The 16,605-nt window shown below is 44.3% G+C and carries 14 protein-coding genes, 3 tRNA genes and 2 pseudogenes; 14 read left to right on the top strand and 5 right to left on the bottom strand.

Translation table 11 applies throughout. From position 1 onward, the window contains the following. Nucleotides 1-394 precede the first annotated feature (394 nt). The 5 genes from CWC46_RS16855 to CWC46_RS16835 all read left to right on the top strand — a co-directional run bounded on the left by CWC46_RS16855 (nt 395) and on the right by CWC46_RS16835 (nt 4,518). On the top strand, nt 395-1,096 hold the full coding sequence (locus CWC46_RS16855) for a GntR family transcriptional regulator (RefSeq protein WP_021015378.1): 702 nt from the start codon (nt 395-397) through the stop codon (nt 1,094-1,096). 40 nt (nt 1,097-1,136) lie between these two features. After that, the gene (locus tag CWC46_RS16850) at nt 1,137-1,442 is read left to right on the top strand and encodes a PTS sugar transporter subunit IIB (protein WP_021015379.1); all 306 of its coding nucleotides are present in this window, start codon (nt 1,137-1,139) and stop codon (nt 1,440-1,442) included. 124 nt (nt 1,443-1,566) lie between these two features. Next, nucleotides 1,567-2,847 carry a PTS sugar transporter subunit IIC gene (locus CWC46_RS16845; RefSeq protein WP_021015380.1) on the top strand — a complete coding sequence of 427 codons (1,281 nt, stop codon included), beginning with the start codon at nt 1,567-1,569 and terminating at the stop codon, nt 2,845-2,847. 47 nt (nt 2,848-2,894) lie between these two features. After that, nucleotides 2,895-3,230: a PTS sugar transporter subunit IIA gene (locus CWC46_RS16840; protein WP_021015381.1), complete on the top strand. Its 336-nt coding sequence runs from the start codon at nt 2,895-2,897 to the stop codon at nt 3,228-3,230. Continuing rightward, a complete protein-coding gene (locus CWC46_RS16835; protein ID WP_021015382.1) occupies nt 3,223-4,518 on the top strand; it encodes a 6-phospho-beta-glucosidase in 1,296 nt (431 codons plus the stop codon). The genes CWC46_RS16840 and CWC46_RS16835 overlap by 8 nt, the downstream gene beginning before the upstream one ends. A gap of 211 nt (nt 4,519-4,729) precedes the next feature. On the opposite strand, the gene CWC46_RS16830 is transcribed toward CWC46_RS16835, so the two are convergent. Further along, nucleotides 4,730-5,638 (bottom strand): LysR family transcriptional regulator, encoded by a 909-nt coding sequence (locus CWC46_RS16830; protein ID WP_021015383.1) that lies wholly within the window; start codon nt 5,636-5,638, stop codon nt 4,730-4,732. A gap of 90 nt (nt 5,639-5,728) precedes the next feature. Here CWC46_RS16830 and CWC46_RS16825 point away from each other — a divergent pair, with 90 nt between their 5' ends. The 3 genes from CWC46_RS16825 to CWC46_RS16820 all read left to right on the top strand — a co-directional run bounded on the left by CWC46_RS16825 (nt 5,729) and on the right by CWC46_RS16820 (nt 8,044). Beyond that, nucleotides 5,729-6,745 carry an NADP-dependent oxidoreductase gene (locus tag CWC46_RS16825; RefSeq protein ID WP_021015384.1) on the top strand — a complete coding sequence of 339 codons (1,017 nt, stop codon included), beginning with the start codon at nt 5,729-5,731 and terminating at the stop codon, nt 6,743-6,745. A gap of 644 nt (nt 6,746-7,389) precedes the next feature. Then, nucleotides 7,390-7,551, top strand: a complete 162-nt coding sequence (locus tag CWC46_RS22930) for a hypothetical protein (protein WP_021015385.1) — start codon at nt 7,390-7,392, stop codon at nt 7,549-7,551. Between the two features lie 10 nt (nt 7,552-7,561). Further along, nucleotides 7,562-8,044 carry a glutathione peroxidase gene (locus CWC46_RS16820; RefSeq protein WP_021015386.1) on the top strand — a complete coding sequence of 161 codons (483 nt, stop codon included), beginning with the start codon at nt 7,562-7,564 and terminating at the stop codon, nt 8,042-8,044. Between the two features lie 96 nt (nt 8,045-8,140). Here CWC46_RS16820 and CWC46_RS16815 read toward each other — a convergent pair. Together CWC46_RS16815 and CWC46_RS16810 are read right to left on the bottom strand one after the other, a co-directional pair. Continuing rightward, nucleotides 8,141-9,212: pseudogene (locus CWC46_RS16815) on the bottom strand (tyrosine-type recombinase/integrase). 161 nt (nt 9,213-9,373) lie between these two features. Beyond that, nucleotides 9,374-9,449 (bottom strand) — tRNA-Asn (locus CWC46_RS16810). Between the two features lie 375 nt (nt 9,450-9,824). On the opposite strand from CWC46_RS16810, the pseudogene CWC46_RS16805 reads away from it, so the two are divergent. Further along, nucleotides 9,825-10,091 (top strand): annotated as a pseudogene (locus tag CWC46_RS16805) (LysR family transcriptional regulator); the annotation flags it as partial. A 107-nt stretch (nt 10,092-10,198) separates the two neighbouring features. On the opposite strand, the gene cycA reads toward CWC46_RS16805, so the two are convergent. Next, nucleotides 10,199-11,608, bottom strand: a complete 1,410-nt coding sequence (cycA, locus tag CWC46_RS16800) for a D-serine/D-alanine/glycine transporter (RefSeq protein ID WP_021015389.1) — start codon at nt 11,606-11,608, stop codon at nt 10,199-10,201. Between the two features lie 352 nt (nt 11,609-11,960). Between cycA and CWC46_RS16795 the strand changes: the two genes are divergently transcribed. Continuing rightward, nucleotides 11,961-12,036, top strand: a tRNA-Lys gene (locus CWC46_RS16795). A 447-nt stretch (nt 12,037-12,483) separates the two neighbouring features. On the opposite strand, the gene CWC46_RS23700 is transcribed toward CWC46_RS16795, so the two are convergent. After that, nucleotides 12,484-12,654, bottom strand: a complete 171-nt coding sequence (locus CWC46_RS23700) for a DUF2594 family protein (protein WP_157831383.1) — start codon at nt 12,652-12,654, stop codon at nt 12,484-12,486. Between the two features lie 643 nt (nt 12,655-13,297). On the opposite strand from CWC46_RS23700, the gene uvrY reads away from it, so the two are divergent. The 4 genes from uvrY (at nt 13,298) to CWC46_RS16775 (ending at nt 16,601) form a co-directional block, all read left to right on the top strand. Then, nucleotides 13,298-13,954 carry a UvrY/SirA/GacA family response regulator transcription factor gene (gene uvrY / locus CWC46_RS16790; RefSeq protein WP_021015390.1) on the top strand — a complete coding sequence of 219 codons (657 nt, stop codon included), beginning with the start codon at nt 13,298-13,300 and terminating at the stop codon, nt 13,952-13,954. Further along, nucleotides 13,947-15,779 carry an excinuclease ABC subunit UvrC gene (gene uvrC, locus CWC46_RS16785; RefSeq protein WP_021015391.1) on the top strand — a complete coding sequence of 611 codons (1,833 nt, stop codon included), beginning with the start codon at nt 13,947-13,949 and terminating at the stop codon, nt 15,777-15,779. Before uvrY ends, uvrC begins: the two co-directional genes overlap by 8 nt. Nucleotides 15,780-15,835: 56 nt before the next feature. After that, nucleotides 15,836-16,384: a CDP-diacylglycerol--glycerol-3-phosphate 3-phosphatidyltransferase gene (gene pgsA, locus CWC46_RS16780; protein ID WP_021015392.1), complete on the top strand. Its 549-nt coding sequence runs from the start codon at nt 15,836-15,838 to the stop codon at nt 16,382-16,384. A 141-nt stretch (nt 16,385-16,525) separates the two neighbouring features. After that, nucleotides 16,526-16,601: transfer RNA gene (locus CWC46_RS16775), tRNA-Gly, on the top strand. The last annotated feature ends 4 nt before the right edge of the window (nt 16,602-16,605 follow it).

Below are 16,605 nucleotides of genomic sequence, written 5' to 3'. Positions count from 1 at the left end.
TGCTTCTGCTGGTCATTGTCCACTGTGTTGTCTGCACCCGCACCGGTTTTCCTCATATTTAGCCTGATTACGCCAGTTACACAGGATAGCTTCAGATGTTCCTTCCCTCTGCGCAACCGCGGCTACGGCCATGCCCGTAATTTTGCCAGCACACCAGCTGTATGCTCGGGGGAAATTCGCTTTACGTGTCACTCCATCACTCCCTGGATCATTCTTTTATAGAGGGTGACATCTATATGATGACACTGAGAGGGACCACGTCAGCTTTCAGATAGTGGCGCGTGAGCTATGTGAGTCCGATCACGAAATTATAAAATATGACTATACTAATGGTATACATACAACCACAAAATGTATACGGTATGTACATTAGTGAGTATGTATAAGAGTTAATATGAAGCCAGTTTATATCAGTATCGCCGACGACCTAGTCTATAAAATTAATGAGGGTTTCTATTCGGAAGGAGACATGCTGCCCACCGAAGTCGAGCTATGTGAGATTTATAACGTAAGCAGGATGACCCTGCGTAAGTCACTGGCTTTACTGGCGGAGCAAGATTTGCTTGTAAGAGTGAAAGGTTCAGGTACTTATGTAAAGAAAAATAAATCAGCGATTCATGGCGCTGCTGAGCTAACGGGTTTCCAGCAAGAGATTAAGAAACAAGGAAAAGAAGTCACTACCAAAGTCATAACATTTGAGATCATTCATCCAGATGCAATGGTAGGTGAACGGCTTTGTTTAGGACCTACAGATCAGGTTTTTCATATTGAGCGCATCAGATATATAAATAATGAAGCTGAGATTTTTGAAAGAACATACATGCCAGTAAATATGTTTTCTGACCTAACAGTCGAGATCATGTCAGGATCAAAATATAGCTATGTCCGTTCGAAAGGAATAAGTATTTATGGGAATAAACAAATCGTATCAGTTGAACTGGCTGATAAAAGGTTAAGCAAAGTCCTTGATGTCAAAGTAAACCACCCACTTTTGAAAGTAATTTCAATGGGGGAATATGAAAAAGGAAAAGTATTTGAGTATAGCATCAATATTTTTCGGCTAAATCAATACAGTTTTGAGTTTTACGCACGATAAGAGAGATACATTATCAAATAATATTTGAAGAGGCTTTATTATGACTGTTAAAATTTTTTTATGCTGTGCGGCGGGTATGTCGACATCAATGGTTGTTAATAACATGAGGAAAGTCGTAACTGCGAAAAGTCTTGATATCGCTATTGAAGCATATTCAATTTCTGAGTTTGAAGACATGCTGCCACGTTATGATATTTGTATGGTAGCTCCACAGGTAAGTTATAAGTTTAATGATTTTAAAAAACGATGCGATGAGTCTGGTAAGGCGTGTTATAAAATAGAAATGAAAGACTATGGGATGCTTAATGGTGAAGCAATTCTAAATCAGGCCTTGTCAGAAATCTAATTGTCAGGTGTTTTATGGAAAAATAATTACCCTATTCTAAAATATAAATTAAAGATTTCGGCATGTTTATTGGAGAAGCAGCCATAAATCAAGCCTTGTCAAAAATCTAATTACCAGGTGTATTATGAAAAACAAATTATTCTATTTCTTAGAAGAGCATCTTGCGCCTTTTGCAGGTAGGATCGGGGCTCAACGACACGTTATGGCAATTAGGGATGCCTTTATTGGTGCAATCCCTTTTATTATTGTCGGTTCATTTGCGCTTGTTATTGCATACCCTCCTTTTTCAAAGCAAACAGTGAATTTTTGGACTGTTTTTGCAGCGAAATATCATAATGAAATTATGGCTCCATATAATTATACTATGGGGATAATGGCATTATGGGTAGTAACTGGACTCGGTTATAACTTAGCCAAAAACTACCGTAAACTTAACCCATTTCTTGCGGGTATCTTATCACTAGTAACATTTTTAATGCTTTCAGCCCCCATGACGAGTAATGAAGCACTGCCCATAGCAAATATGGGGGGAACAGGAATTTTCACGGCAATGATCATCGGGATTTTCATTCCTGAGATGATGCACTTCTTAATAAAAAACAACATTGGATTAAAACTACCAGAACAAGTTCCTGATAAAATCAGGCAATCCTTTGACTTACTGATTCCAATAGCTTTAGTCATGATTGTTGTATATCCATTGAGTGTGATTGTTTACAAGCAAACTGGGATGATCATTCCTGAGTTAATAATGCAAGCATTCAAACCACTTATTTCTGCTTCTGACAGTCTGGGCGCTGTGTTGCTGATCACCCTCGTTGCTCAGGTTCTATGGTGGGCTGGTGTCCATGGGGCAACGATTGCTAGCGGAGTTATAGCTCCGTTTGTTTTATCAAACTTAGCGGTTAACCAGCAAGCCCTTGCGGCAGGTACTCCAGGGACAGAGCTACCAAAGATTTTTGCTCAACCATTAATTGACTTTTTCATTCAGCTTGGCGGATCAGGTGCGACCTTTGGGTTAGTGCTACTATTCTTGCGGTCACGCTCATTGCATTTAAAATCAATTGGTAAATTATCATTGATTCCAGGTTGTTTTAATATAAATGAGCCTATGGTATTCGGTACTCCTATTGTGCTCAACCCTTTATTCTTTATTCCATGGGTCGTGGCACCTTTAGTCTGTGGTACCGTAACATGGTTTGCATTTAAACTTGAACTGCTTCATCGGATTGTTATTCTTCCGCCATGGACCACGCCTGCTCCGATTGGCGCTATGTGGGCAACAAACTGGTCAGTTCAGGCACTGGTAGTTATTGCAATTAACTTTACTCTTGCCACTATTATATATTTTCCATTCTTTAAGATATATGAAAGATCTTTGCTAAAAGAAGAGTCGGCGCAATAAATTAAAAACTGAATGATCTAATTTAAATTATAAATATAGGTTTAACTATGGAAACTAATTCTGTTCTTGATGAAGAATATTTAATGAATTTACTTTGTCAGGCCGGTGCTGCTAAAAGCGCAGCTATGGACGCTATCTTTAAAGCTCGCGAGGGTTCTCATTCGGAAGCACTTCATCAGTTACAGATCTCTGATGAAATCTTCAAAGAGGTCCATAAATGTCAGACTGAATTAATTAGTATGGATGAGGGTAAAGGTAAAATACAAATGACCTTAATTTTAACCCACATCCAAGATCATATTATGAATGGTATGTTATGCAAAGAAATTGCAACTGAACTTGTTGAGTTGTATCGTCAATGTAAGGAAAAACAAAATGCTTAAAATAGCAATTATTGGTGGTGGTTCCAGCTATACTCCGGAAATCGTTGAAGGGTTTATCAACAGGTACCATGAATTGCCTATTACTGATATCTGCCTGTATGATATTGAGGAAGGTCGTTATAAAGTTGAAACCGTTGGTGCTTTTGCTAAACGAATGATTCAAAAAGCGGGCTTGCCAATTAATCTGACGATTACCTTCTATCGTGCTGAGGCGTTAGAGGGCGCATTGTTTGTATGTTCTCAAATGAGGGTAGGCATGATCCCTGCCCGAATTAAAGATGAACGTCTTGGACATAAATATGGAATGATTGGTCAGGAAACAAATGGTATCGGTGGGTTTGCAAAAGCAATGCGAACCATTCCTGTGACATTAGATCTTTGTCGAGATATTGAAAACATTTGTCCAGATGCCTGGCTTATTAACTTTACTAATCCATCAGGTATCATTACTGAAACTGTATTAAAGCACACCAGCGTTAAAGTTATTGGCTTGTGCAATGTTCCTGTTATTACTCAATATGGCATCGAGGAATTACTTGGGGAAAAGGTTCAGATACAGTTCGCTGGCCTAAACCATTTTATCCATGCATTTCACATTTGGGATAATAAAGGAAAAGATCATATTAAAGAAGTCATCGATCGAATGTGTGAAGGGGATGATTTCGAGTTACCAAAAAACCTCGGTAAGGTAACATGGGTGCCTGAGCAACTAAGACAACTTAATGCAATTCCGTGTGGCTATCACCAGTATTATTATATGCAGGATGATTCTGAACATAAGGAAATGGATGCAAAAGATTTTGTAACGCGCGGGGAAGAGGTCCAAGCGATCGAAAAAGAACTGTTTAAATTATACGAAGATATTAATCTTGATATTAAGCCTAAGCAGCTTGAAGAACGTGGTGGCGCTTACTATTCTGATGCAGCATGTGAATTGATTAATAGCATTTACAATAATAAAGGTATCCTTATGCACGTAAATACACGTAATAATGGTACTATTTCCGAACTACCTCCAGATTGTGCGATTGAAGTAACATCGCTGATTACAGCTTCTGGGGCGCACCCATTAAATATTCCTGCTATTGAAAATCCAGCAATTCGTGGAACATTGCAGCTGCAAAAAGCCTTTGAAGAATTAACTGTTAAGGCAGGTGTTGAAGGTGACTACGGTATAGCTCTTCAGGCCTTGACAATTAACCCATTAGTGAGAAAAGGAAATGTTACTAAACAGATTCTGGATGAAATGATTGAGATTAATAAGGATTATCTCCCTCAATTTAAATAAATAGATTAAAGAAACAAAAGAGCATGTCTCTTTTGTTTTTTTATGGATTTTATATCACAACATCAAGAGTTCGCTCTGCGCAATAAACAGATGTTGCGAGGTTCAGTGCGTCAATTAAAAAAGGGGCAGGGCAAACGACATAGCTACAAGTTGAAATGTAGTCGTGCGGTGTGGGGTATAAACCAGCATCCGTGCGCTGCTACGCAGTGTGTCACGCTTTCAAACGCTCAAATAACAGATCCAGAAAGGCGCGTACGGCTGGATTTGCGCGGCGGCTTTCAGGCCAGAGAACGGTCAGGTTATGCCGTTTTACGGCAAATGCTGGCAGTACAGGGATCAACTCTCCTCGCTCAAGCCAAGACGCGGCCATAAAGCTTGATGCCATTCCAATGCCGGTACCGGCCGCTATCGTTGCCAATACGCCCTCGCTTGCATCGGCGACAACCGCAGAGGGGAGCAACATCTCGATTTCCCGCTCCCCAATGCGGAATGGCCAGCGAAACAACTGACCGGTACTTTTATAGCGAAGGTTCACCGTTTCGTGCTCCATCAGTTCGTCGGGATGCAGTGGGGCGTTGTGTTTGCTCAGATAGGCAGGGGAAGCATAGCAACACAGCTGATACGGCGGGAGACGGCGCGACAACAGCCGCGAGTCAGGGAGATCGCCAATCCGTATGGCAACATCAATGCCCTCATCAACCACATTAGCAAGATTGTCGCTCAGACGCAGATCAATGTGCACGTCAGGCTGACGCTGGCGAAACAGCGCCAGTAGTGGGGGAAGCATATGCAGTCCCACCGGAAGCGAGGCGGCAACACGTACGGTGCCTCTGGGTTCCGCACGCGCTATTTTCGCTACCTGCTCAATCTCTTCGGCATCCCGCAATAATCGCAGCACCCGCTCATGCAAGTCACGGCCTTCAGGCGTAAGCGTCAGCGATCGGGTGGTTCGCGTGAAAAGTGTCAGCCCGAGGTGCCGTTCCAGTCGCTGGATACTTTTACTGACAGCGGAAGGTGAAACAGATAAAGCGCGGGCGGCGGCCGTATAACTGCCCAGCGATCCGGCGCGAGCAAAAGCGATAAGCCCTGTCAGGCTTTCAAAACCAATTTGTTCTTTCATGTCATAAGTAAAGCGAAACAGAGCACTATTATCAACTCAAGGTAACTGTCCTAATCTGCTTGAATCGAACATACAGCAGAGGAAACAGTAATGACAGCAGTGATGAAAGCCGTGCGGTTGCATGAGTTTGGCGGACCCGAAGTGCTGCATTATGAAGATGCACCCCGACCGACACCAGGCACTGGTGAAGTCCTGGTGCGTGTGCATGCAGCGAGTATTAACCCGCCGGATCTTTACCTGCGGGATGGGTACCGTACGCTGCCGCCCCAATGGCGACCCAGCCCCACGTTTCCACTTATCCCCGGCACCGATATCGCCGGTGTCATTGTGGCTGCAGGAGAGGGTGTCCGCCATTTTCAAGTTGGTGATGATGTATATGCCATGGTGAGATTTCCACAGGATCTGATGAAAGGCAGTGGAGCCTATGCAGAATACATCTGCGTTGCTGACGACGAGCTTGCGTTAATACCGCCGGGAATCGATTATGTGCATGCCGCGGCCGCGCCTATGTCACTTCTGACTGCATGGCAGTTTCTGGTTGATACCGGTCATGATGCACCCAATCCTTTCCAGTCCTTTCCGCATGTACCTGTCGCGCTGGAAGGCAAAACGGTTCTGGTCAATGGGGCCGGGGGCGGTGTAGGCCATCTTGCCGTACAGGTTGCCAGATGGAAGGGGGCGCGAGTCATCGCTGTCGCGTCCGGCAAACATGAAGCACTGCTGCGTGAACTGGGCGCCAGCGAGTTTATTGATTACACCCGGCAAGCCGCAGAAACGGTTGTGCAGAGTGTCGATCTGGTTATTGACGCTGTTGGTGGTACAAATGTGGAACGGTTTCTCAATATCATCAGACCCGGCGGGGCGCTTTATCTGGTTAATCCACTGGGTTTTGCCGGGCAGAGCGAAGCCGACCTTCGCGGCATTATCGTTTCATCTACACAGGTTCGTTCCAGCGGTCAGCAACTTCAGGAAGCAGGCCAGTTGCTTTCAAGCGGGTTACTGCGTGTGGTGACAGACAGCACTTATCATCTCTTTGACGCCGCCGCTGCGCATGAGCGCGCTTCCAAAGGACGTATTCAGGGCAAGATAGTTCTTCGTGTGAATTGAAAGCGTATGTCCTTTATACACTGACAGCGTAAGCGGGACGCTTTATTTTGGCGCACCAGATAACTATAAAAAGCGTGGCCTGTACCAGAAAACGATGCGGATACGTATCGTCTTTGAAAATAAACGGCTCGCCAATGCTTACATTTCCCGGGTTCGCCAGGATGAATATCAAGCTTATCTGGCGCTCTTCATTGCGAACCGGGTGTAAGAGATTGCCGTAAATGATGGGCACTTTGCGGAAGATTCGTCGCTAAGCGCAAAACCGGTGATCTCCCTGAGGGCATGAATACACCAGACTCTATGCGGCTGTCTCTGCGGGCGAAAGCCGATAACACCGTCAGGTAACAACGCGTGACCTGGTCATGTCTATGAGACCACGGTTTTGAGTAATGGGCATCACTATGCGCAAAAGTTTAAAAAGTGAATGGCAAACGTTGTTGCTGGCGGGGTTAATAGTCATATACTCAGCACAATGCAATTTCATATGGCTGACCTGGTGCCAAAAACAAAGATGACCAACATATGGTGTGTTAATTAATGGGGCGCAGGTCAAAGATCGTCTGTTTGTTGTCCTTTTCGTTCGACTTTGCAAAGACGTATCACACTCAGTTTAATTGCGCTAAAAACCGCCGAGGAACGATGTCATGAAGCGCTTCTACCAAACTCAAGACACCACCACCGTTGGGAGCGCCCTCGCGGTAAAGCTTAACGTCACGACTCCGGACCTGCTACGCAATCAGGAGCAGGATTTACCCGCCACCAGCACACTGCGCGGCAATGCAGTGGTCGAACTGGTTCTGCGCTGAGGATGCCGTCATGACCACTTTTCATCAACTGACTGCCACCAGCCTGCGTGGTCAGCTCATTTCTATGGACGACTATGCTGGTAAACTGGTTCTGGTGGTTAATACCGCCAGCCATTGTGGCTTCACGCCACAATACGCAGGCCTTGAAGCGCTCTACAAGAAGTACGCCGCCCGGGGGCTGGTGGTGCTTGGTTTCCCCTGCAACCAGTTCGGTAAGCAGGAACCCGGCGACGCCGACGAAATCGCTCAAACCTGTTACATCAACTACGGTGTGAGCTTCCCGATGTTCGAGAAAGTGGAGGTCAACGGCACCGATACGCACCCGGTGTTCCGTTATCTGAAAGAAGCATTGCCCGGTGTGTTGGGTGGGTGGATCAAGTGGAACTTCACTAAGTTCCTGATTGGACGTGGTGGCAAACCGCTCAAGCGGTTTGCACCGTTCACTCCTCCCGAGAAAATGGAAGCCGCAATCCTTGCTGCACTTGAAAGCTAAGTGCGCCTGTAATTCGAACAACAATTTCTCCGAATTGAAGCCAAAAAAATGCCGTACCAGTACAGACTGATACGGCTATTTTTATGGTTTGTTTTGTCAGAGGGGTAATCCCATTGTGCAGATGCTTCCCTTCCTACAAATATAAGGTGGCACATACACTTTCCGGCACATATCCAGATAATCCGACCACCATTGCATCATCGCTTTTCGGGCATCAAGGTATTCCGCCTTATGGATGTAAGCTGCCCGCACGCTGTTGCGCTCCTGATGGCTCATCTGGCGCTCAACGGCATCCTGTGACCACAGGCCGGATTCCATCAGCGCGCTACAGGCCATTGCCCGGAAGCCATGACCGCAGATGTCATCTTTTGTGTCATAACCCATCAGGCGCAAAGCCTTGTTGACCGTGTTTTCGCACATCGGTTTATACGGATTGTGATCGCCGGGAAATACCAGTACCTGATGACCGGCTATCTCCCGTATCTGTTTCAGAATAGTGATGGACTGACGGGAGAGGGGAACGATATGCGGTGTGCGCATTTTCGCGCCACGCCCGGAGTAACGCACACCGGGGATGGCTTCGCGGGTGGCGGGAATCGTCCAGATTGGCCGCCGGATTGTTTTCAATCAGCTCCTGATGCACGGCATGGCACATGATGTTGCACAGGTGCTGCCGGGTACGGGACGCCACTTCCAGCAGGCCTTTTTTCTCAATGCCTTTCAGCAGGGCGATGAAATGACGGGGTTTCAGTTCTGTGATCGGCAAGTGCCCGATAACCGGAAAGATATGATTGTTCATGCTGGCAAGCAGGCGAGTGGCGTGGTTTTCTGACCATGTTCGGTTGCTTTGATGCCAGTCCAGCGCCACATCCCTGAAGGTTTTTTCTGGTGACCGGGGCGCTTTTTCAGCCGCCCGATGGTGTGCGGGGTTAATATTCTGCGCCAGCAGTTTACGGATGCCATCACGCTGTTGACGCGCATTAGCGAGAGAGACAACAGGATAGGCACCTAAAGCAAGACGAGATTCTTTTCCGTTGATGCGATATTTGAGATACCAGAGATGCGAACCGCCGGGATTAACCAACAGGTACAGACCATGAGAGTCGGCGACTTTGAAGGGTTTTGCGGAAACTTTTAAGTTGCGGATTTTTGAATCATTAAGAGACATGTGGGGGTCACTCCGTCATCGAACTAACCTGACCCCAAATCTGACCACCAAATTCTCCCGATGCGGAGGGAAAACTGAACATGCACCGGGAAGACTTTTCACGCTAACTTATTGAATCTGAATCATATAGGGATTCGCAAGGATGCATGAAAGCAGGAAATTGGCTCCTCTGACTGGACTCGAACCAGTGACATACGGATTAACAGTCCGCCGTTCTACCGACTGAACTACAGAGGAATCGCTGAGTGCGAGGGATGATAGCGGCAGTAGTTGGCCTTGTCAAAGGATGGAACCTTCTTCTGGAATCGTTTGATGCACTTCTAATCAACTCATTGAAACTATTGTCATAGCATCCCTTACTCTGGCCTGACTAATCGGTGCGCCAGCAAACTGGTGCACTTGCAGATTGCAAATAGTGCACTGTAATGGTGCATTCAAGGGGGCGACTCTATTGGAAAGACCATAGCGAATTCATAACCTTAAATTTAATGGACCATTGCTTTTACTTATTTATACAACCTCTTAAGCTCATCCCATGTTTTTTATTCGCGACTAAAAGGAATATGGCGCGGTTTTTGCTACCTGTAGAAGGTGACTATTCGGGAGGTACACATGAATCTTAGACGACTCAAATATTTTGTAAAAATCGTTGATATCGGTAGCTTGACGCAGGCTGCTGAAATGTTGCATATCGCGCAACCAGCGCTGAGTCAACAAGTTGCTACGCTGGAAGGTGAGCTTGAAAAACAGTTGCTGGTGCGTAGTCGTCGTGGAGTGACGCCGACTGAGGCAGGAAAAATTCTATATTCACATGCGCAAACTATTTTAAATCAATGTGAGCAGGCAAAGAGTGCGGTTAATGGTGTTCGGCAAACGGTAAATGCCTGATCTTAACGCGGTCAGTTATCTGATATAGCTGACCGCGTTAATCCAACCTTCCTGGTATTTCTTTGATTTCCTTCAGCACATATATCCTGCCAGAACGATTAAATCGTCTGTTTTTTCTTATAGATGAAGAGATATGCAATAGCCAGCACAATAAACCATATTGGTGTGACAAGCAGTGCTTGCCGGGTATCCGGCTGTAGCATCAGCAGGAATAGTACAAAAGCGAAGAAGGTGATGCACACCCAACACATGAATTTACCTAATGGCATTTTGTATTGCGAACTTTCATGTAGCTGAGGTCGGTGTTTCCGATAAGCCAGATACGAAAATAGAATAATGCTCCAGATAAACATGAACAAAATCGCTGATACCGTAGTAACCAGAGTAAATACAGTCATTACATTAGGGATCAGATAGATAAGAATGACACCTGACAGCAGACAGGTACAGGAAAACAGAAGTCCAGTAGAAGGAACTGCGTGCTTTGACAGAACACCGAAACGCTGTGGCGCATCGCCTTGTCTGGCCAATCCGAATAGCATGCGACTAGTGGAAAATATTCCACTGTTGGCAGATGAGGCAGCAGAGGTTAAAACCACAAAATTGATTATGCTGGCAGCTGCTGGTAATCCAACCAATACAAACATTTCAACAAACGGGCTGCGATCTGCTGCAATATGACTCCAGGGCGTGACTGACATAATCATGACCAGAGCGAACACGTAGAACATAATGATGCGAATCGGTATGGCATTGATAGCACGCGGTAATACAACATGAGGGTTTTTTGTTTCAGCAGCTGTTGTACCTACCAATTCAATGCCTACAAAAGCAAATACTGCTATCTGGAAGCCGGCAAAGAATCCAGTAATCCCTTTGGGGAACATCCCGCCATCGTTCCACAAGTTGGTAAAAGAAGCGGTGGTGCCGGATGGAGAGGGGAAGTGCATGGCAACGAGTACGACACCTATAATGATTAGCGCAGTGATAGCAATGATCTTTATCATCGCAAACCAGAACTCCATTTCACCAAACAGCTTAACAGTCGCCAGATTTAACGTCAGAAGCAGCAGTATACATAGCAAAGAGGAAATCCACTGGGAAACGTCGGGAAACCAGAACTGTGTATAGGCACTAATGGCAACAACATCTGCAATACCGGTAACTATCCAACAGAACCAGTAAGTCCAGCCAGTAAAAAAACCTGCCCAGGGGCCGAGCAAGTCGGCTGCAAAATCACTGAATGATTTATAGTTCAGGTTTGAGAGCAATAGCTCACCCATTGCTCGCATGACAAAAAACAGCATAAAACCAATAATCATATAAACGAAAATAATTGATGGTCCTGCCAGACTGATGGTTTTACCTGAACCCATAAATAGTCCGGTACCGATAGCACCACCAATAGCAATTAGCTGAATATGTCGGTTAGTCAGATTTCTTTGTAAACCGTCATGGCCGGTTCCTGTGAGATCGCTAGCTTCAACCTCTTTTGATTGATCTACCATTTAATTGTTTTTCCTGTTTCGTGTCTGTGATGTTGTTAGATGCTCTTGAATGGCTCTCTGTAATATTTCATTCTAAACCAGTAGTAATATTATAGTGTCACTGCTGTACTTATTTTATAAGGGGTGAGCACCATTTCATATGGTGAAATAATGTTCGATGTGAGTCTGCCTATTTTGTAGCCAATTAGACGGTAAGTAGCAAATAAGCTCACTACAGTACAAGATATAGTATGAAAACCCAAACTTGGCAGCGAGAGTGTTGTTTAAACACAGTTATCTCTCTTAGTGAGTTAAAAAAATAATACGAACCATTTGACAGATGGCGTTAATCAGAGAATAATGCGTCCCCGTTGGGTCGTTAGCTCAGTTGGTAGAGCAGTTGACTCTTAATCAATTGGTCATAGGTTCGAACCCTATACGACCCACCAACACTTACCTTATGTCATTTATTTTCATTCTGTTTTTTTCATCTGCATATAAGATATCCATTCGCGTTGACTGATTAAATTCTCCATCAAAAGGAAATGTTAATTAATGCATTTTCACTAATTAATTATTTTGCACGAAATAGTCTCAATTGACAGTATTATAAACTGAATTGCAAAATATAGTTTATATCCGTCATATTGCAAGTTGTTGGCGCTCAGCCACTCAAATTACTTACCGGGATCCTTTTGCTTGCCGTCTTTCTGCGCCTCGAAACCTATTGGGCGTAGAATAAAAAATAGATAATAAATGAATGCATTAATATGATGATTAAAATAAAAAAATGATCTATTACTCTATAGAAGGACTATGACTTCTTATCAAAAATTATACTGTTATCTATAACGGGTTATCTTTATCTGTTTTATTTTGTTGCTAAATGTTTCTTGCTAAGTCAAATATTTCGTTTGGGTGGCATATTTCTCTATTTTTATGATTACTTTACCTATATAAAACTGACTAATCGTTTTTGAAATTAGTGTCAACAGCGTTTTTAAACAAGCCGTTTTGTATGCTGAAGCCTCTCCTGAAGTTATTGTAGTGAAATCACTATCGTCCATATTTTTTCTTAAAAAATATAGTCGGTGCTAAGATCTGATAAGTTTCAGGACATCATTACCTTTCAGATTATGGAATTAAGGCCAGGTATAACATATGGAATCCGGGTTCTTTCTATTCAGAATAAATTCCCAATAGTAAAAATGTATATTTTTCGCACATTATGAACCTTTTGGGTTATATTTGTCTGTCCTTGATTATATGGCTGCTGAGCTTTAAATGCATTTGATAACAAACATAGTAAATTCTGTATGGATATAAAGATGCTAGCTATAGAAAATAGTCGCAGTAAAGCTAAGTGATTGTTATAATCGACTTATAGAGAGTAAATCCACGTATTTTTATCATAAAAAAATTGACGTTATCATATTGATTTATAAAGTATTTTTGATTTTTTATTGGGTTTTGTCAGTGTATGACTCCCATTCTCTAAAAGCCAGGTTTGAAATGTTGATGCTGTGACGGAGGAGAGTTCTATTTCTAGTACTCTATTGGTATCCTTAACTAGAGCTTAGAACATATTACCGCATGGTAAATAAAGTACATTTTTAATTAAAAAGTGTATTCATTGTTTTTTTAAACCACGTAGTATCACCTGCAACATTTCGTCTGTAAGTGTTACTCTCTTTTTTGGAGAATTGTTCTTTGATTAGCGTTTTTCTTGTTGATGACCATGAACTGGTGCGGGCAGGGATACAGCGCATTCTCGACGATATCAAAGGCCTTAAGGTCGTTGGTGAGGCTCAATGTGGCGAAGATGCTGTAAGATGGTGCCGCAGTAATCGTGTTGATGTCGTCTTAATGGATATGAATATGCCTGGGATCGGCGGCCTTGAAGCCACACGGAAAATCGTACGATTTTCTCCCGAAATAAAGGTTATAATGCTGACTATATACACAGAGAACCCTTTGCCTGCTAAAGTTATGCAGGCTGGTGCGGCAGGCTACTTAAGTAAAGGTGCCACACCTCAGGAGGTTATCTATGCGATTCGGTCCGTTCATGCCGGCAAACGTTATATCGCCTCCGATATTGCACAACAGATGGCATTGAGTCAGTTAGAGCCACAGACCGAAACGCCTCTGGAACGCCTGTCTGAACGAGAATTGCAAATTATGCTGATGATTACCAAAGGGCAGAAAGTGACGGAAATTTCCGATCAACTTAATCTGAGCCCTAAAACCGTGAATAGCTATCGTTATCGAATGTTCAACAAGCTGAACATTAATGGTGATGTAGAGCTGACCCATCTGGCAATTCGACACGGCCTGTTTAATGCGGAGACATTGATTAGCAGTGAGTGAATGTTTTGATTCCCTGGCGTTCCTGAAGACGGTAACCAGTCGACCTGGGGTTTATCGTATGTATGATGCCAGTAACACGGTGATCTATGTCGGTAAGGCAAAAGATTTAAAAAAACGTCTTTCCAGTTATTTCCGCAGTCATGTTCCCAGCCGTAAAACAGAGGCTTTGGTTCGAAGTATTTATCAGATCGATGTCACGATCACTCACACTGAAACTGAAGCTTTACTGCTGGAACATAATTACATCAAGCTATATCAACCGCGTTATAACGTACTGCTGCGGGATGATAAATCCTATCCGATGATTTTTTTGAGCGCAGATCCTCATCCACGTCTGTCGGTGCATCGTGGTGCTAAGCATGCCAAAGGAGAGTATTTCGGACCGTTTCCTAATGGAAACGCTGTACGTGAAACTTTAATGCTATTGCAAAAGTTGTTTCCAGTCCGTCAGTGTGAAAACAGCGTGTACCGCAATCGTTCCCGTCCTTGTCTACAATATCAGATTGGTCGCTGTCTTGGGCCGTGTGTGGCCGGGCTGGTAAGTGAGGCAGAATATTTGCAGCAGGTTGAATATGTTCGCCTGTTTTTGTCTGGCAAAGATCAACAGGTATTGACCAAGTTAATTGAACGAATGGAATTGGCAAGCCGAAGTTTGAAGTTTGAAGAGGCAGCTCGTATTCGTGATCAAATTCAAGCAGTACGTCGGGTAACGGAAAAACAGTTTGTCTCTGGTGATGGCGACGATCTGGATGTAATTGGTGTCGCTTTTGATACGGGTATGGCATGTGTTCATGTGCTTTTTATCCGTCAGGGAAAAGTATTGGGAAGCCGTAGTTATTTCCCGAGAGTCCCTGGAGGAACCGAGCTGGGAGAGGTGGTGCAGACATTTGTCGGGCAGTTTTATTTGCAAGGTAGTTTATCCCGGACTTTACCGACGGAAATATTGCTGGATTTCACACTTCCCGATCAACAGCTTCTCACGGAATCTTTGACAGATATTGCCGGACGTAAAGTACAAATTCAGAGTAAACCCCGGGGTGACAGAGCCCGCTATCTCAAGCTGGCGCGTACAAATGCAAGAACTGCACTGTTAACCAGACTTTCTCAGCAGTCGACTATCCATCAGCGATTGACCGCACTGGCCAATGTACTCAAGCTGCCAAAAATCCAACGGATGGAGTGTTTTGACATTAGCCATACGATGGGGGAACAAACGGTAGCATCATGTGTGGTTTTTGATGCCAATGGTCCACTACGTTCAGAATATCGCCGCTATAATATTACCGGGATTACACCGGGAGATGATTATGCGGCGATGACTCAGGTACTGAGGCGTCGCTACGACAAGGCGTGGGATGAGAGTAAGATCCCGGATGTCATCATTATTGATGGCGGAAAAGGTCAGTTAGGGCAGGCGAAAGCCGTTTTTGACTCTTTAGCGGTTCCTTGGGACAAAAGTAAGCCGTTACTGTTAGGGGTTGCGAAAGGCAGTGATCGTAAGGCCGGGCTGGAAACGTTGTTCTTTGAAGCGACAGGTGATGGTATTGCCTTACCGTCAGACTCTCCCGCTTTGCACGTTATCCAACATATTCGTGATGACTCGCATGATCACGCCATTAGTGGACATCGTAAGAAAAGGGCAAAAGTGAAAAGCACCAGTACGCTTGAAACTATTGAAGGTGTTGGCCCGAAACGTCGTCAGATGCTCCTGAAGTATATGGGAGGACTGCAACCTTTAATGAATGCCAGTGTTGAGGAGATTGCTAATGTGCCGGGAATTTCACATGCATTGGCAGAAAAAATCTTCTATGCATTGAAACACTAGGGACAATGTAGCAACATACTCACAATATCACTCCAGCCAACAGTGACTTAAGCGCTATGCAATTTAATATACCTACGTGGCTTACCCTGTTTCGTATTGCTTTGATTCCTTTCTTTGTGCTGGCGTTTTATCTTCCATTCGCCTGGGCACCCATGGTTTGTGCCATTATTTTTGTGTGTGCAGCCGTTACTGATTGGTTTGATGGCTTTCTCGCCCGACGTTGGAAACAAACTACCCGGTTTGGTGCTTTTTTAGATCCCGTAGCCGATAAGGTGATGGTTGCAGTCGCACTGGTATTAGTTGCCGAACATTACCATTCATGGTGGATTACGTTACCGGCTGCTACCATGATCGCGCGTGAGATAATTATCTCTGCATTACGTGAATGGATGGCTGAGATTGGTAAACGAAGCAGTGTGGCTGTTTCCTGGATTGGCAAAATCAAGACTATGGCGCAGATGATAGCGTTACTTGGATTGCTATGGCGTCCTGAGCGCATTGTTGAAGGTATCGGTGTGATTGCGCTATACATTGCGGCAGTGCTCACTTTCTGGTCAATGTTTCAGTATTTGAACGCTGCACGTCACGATTTGTTTGAACATTGATCGGGGCGCCTTAAAAAACAGCAAACAGATAGAGTTGGTTGATAATTTTATTGACTCACTGCGTCAGGTAAGTAGAATGCACCGCATCGACAGCGGCGCTGTTTATTGGAACGTTTTGATAAACAAAGTATTCTGTTCGTTGCGGGAATAGCTCAGTTGGTAGAGCACGACCTTGCCAAGGTCGGGGTCGCGAGTTCGAGTCTCGTTTCCCGCTCCAATTT

This window comes from Prodigiosinella confusarubida (assembly GCF_002847015.1).
GTDB lineage: Bacteria > Pseudomonadota > Gammaproteobacteria > Enterobacterales > Enterobacteriaceae > Prodigiosinella > Prodigiosinella aquatilis.
Note: the sequence above shows the minus strand (reverse complement) of the source record. Positions and strands in the feature narration are given on the sequence as shown.

Coding starts and splice junctions, on each gene's coding strand:
- CWC46_RS16825 (WP_021015384.1), top strand. CDS start 5,729: ATGACAGCAGTGATGAAAGCCGTGCGGTTGCATGAGTTTGGCGGACCC.
- CWC46_RS16845 (WP_021015380.1), top strand. CDS start 1,567: ATGAAAAACAAATTATTCTATTTCTTAGAAGAGCATCTTGCGCCTTTT.
- CWC46_RS16820 (WP_021015386.1), top strand. CDS start 7,562: ATGACCACTTTTCATCAACTGACTGCCACCAGCCTGCGTGGTCAGCTC.
- CWC46_RS16840 (WP_021015381.1), top strand. CDS start 2,895: ATGGAAACTAATTCTGTTCTTGATGAAGAATATTTAATGAATTTACTT.
- cycA (WP_021015389.1), bottom strand. CDS start 11,608: ATGGTAGATCAATCAAAAGAGGTTGAAGCTAGCGATCTCACAGGAACC.
- CWC46_RS22930 (WP_021015385.1), top strand. CDS start 7,390: ATGAAGCGCTTCTACCAAACTCAAGACACCACCACCGTTGGGAGCGCC.
- CWC46_RS16855 (WP_021015378.1), top strand. CDS start 395: ATGAAGCCAGTTTATATCAGTATCGCCGACGACCTAGTCTATAAAATT.
- CWC46_RS16835 (WP_021015382.1), top strand. CDS start 3,223: ATGCTTAAAATAGCAATTATTGGTGGTGGTTCCAGCTATACTCCGGAA.
- CWC46_RS23700 (WP_157831383.1), bottom strand. CDS start 12,654: ATGGACGATAGTGATTTCACTACAATAACTTCAGGAGAGGCTTCAGCA.
- CWC46_RS16830 (WP_021015383.1), bottom strand. CDS start 5,638: ATGAAAGAACAAATTGGTTTTGAAAGCCTGACAGGGCTTATCGCTTTT.
- CWC46_RS16850 (WP_021015379.1), top strand. CDS start 1,137: ATGACTGTTAAAATTTTTTTATGCTGTGCGGCGGGTATGTCGACATCA.
- pgsA (WP_021015392.1), top strand. CDS start 15,836: ATGCAATTTAATATACCTACGTGGCTTACCCTGTTTCGTATTGCTTTG.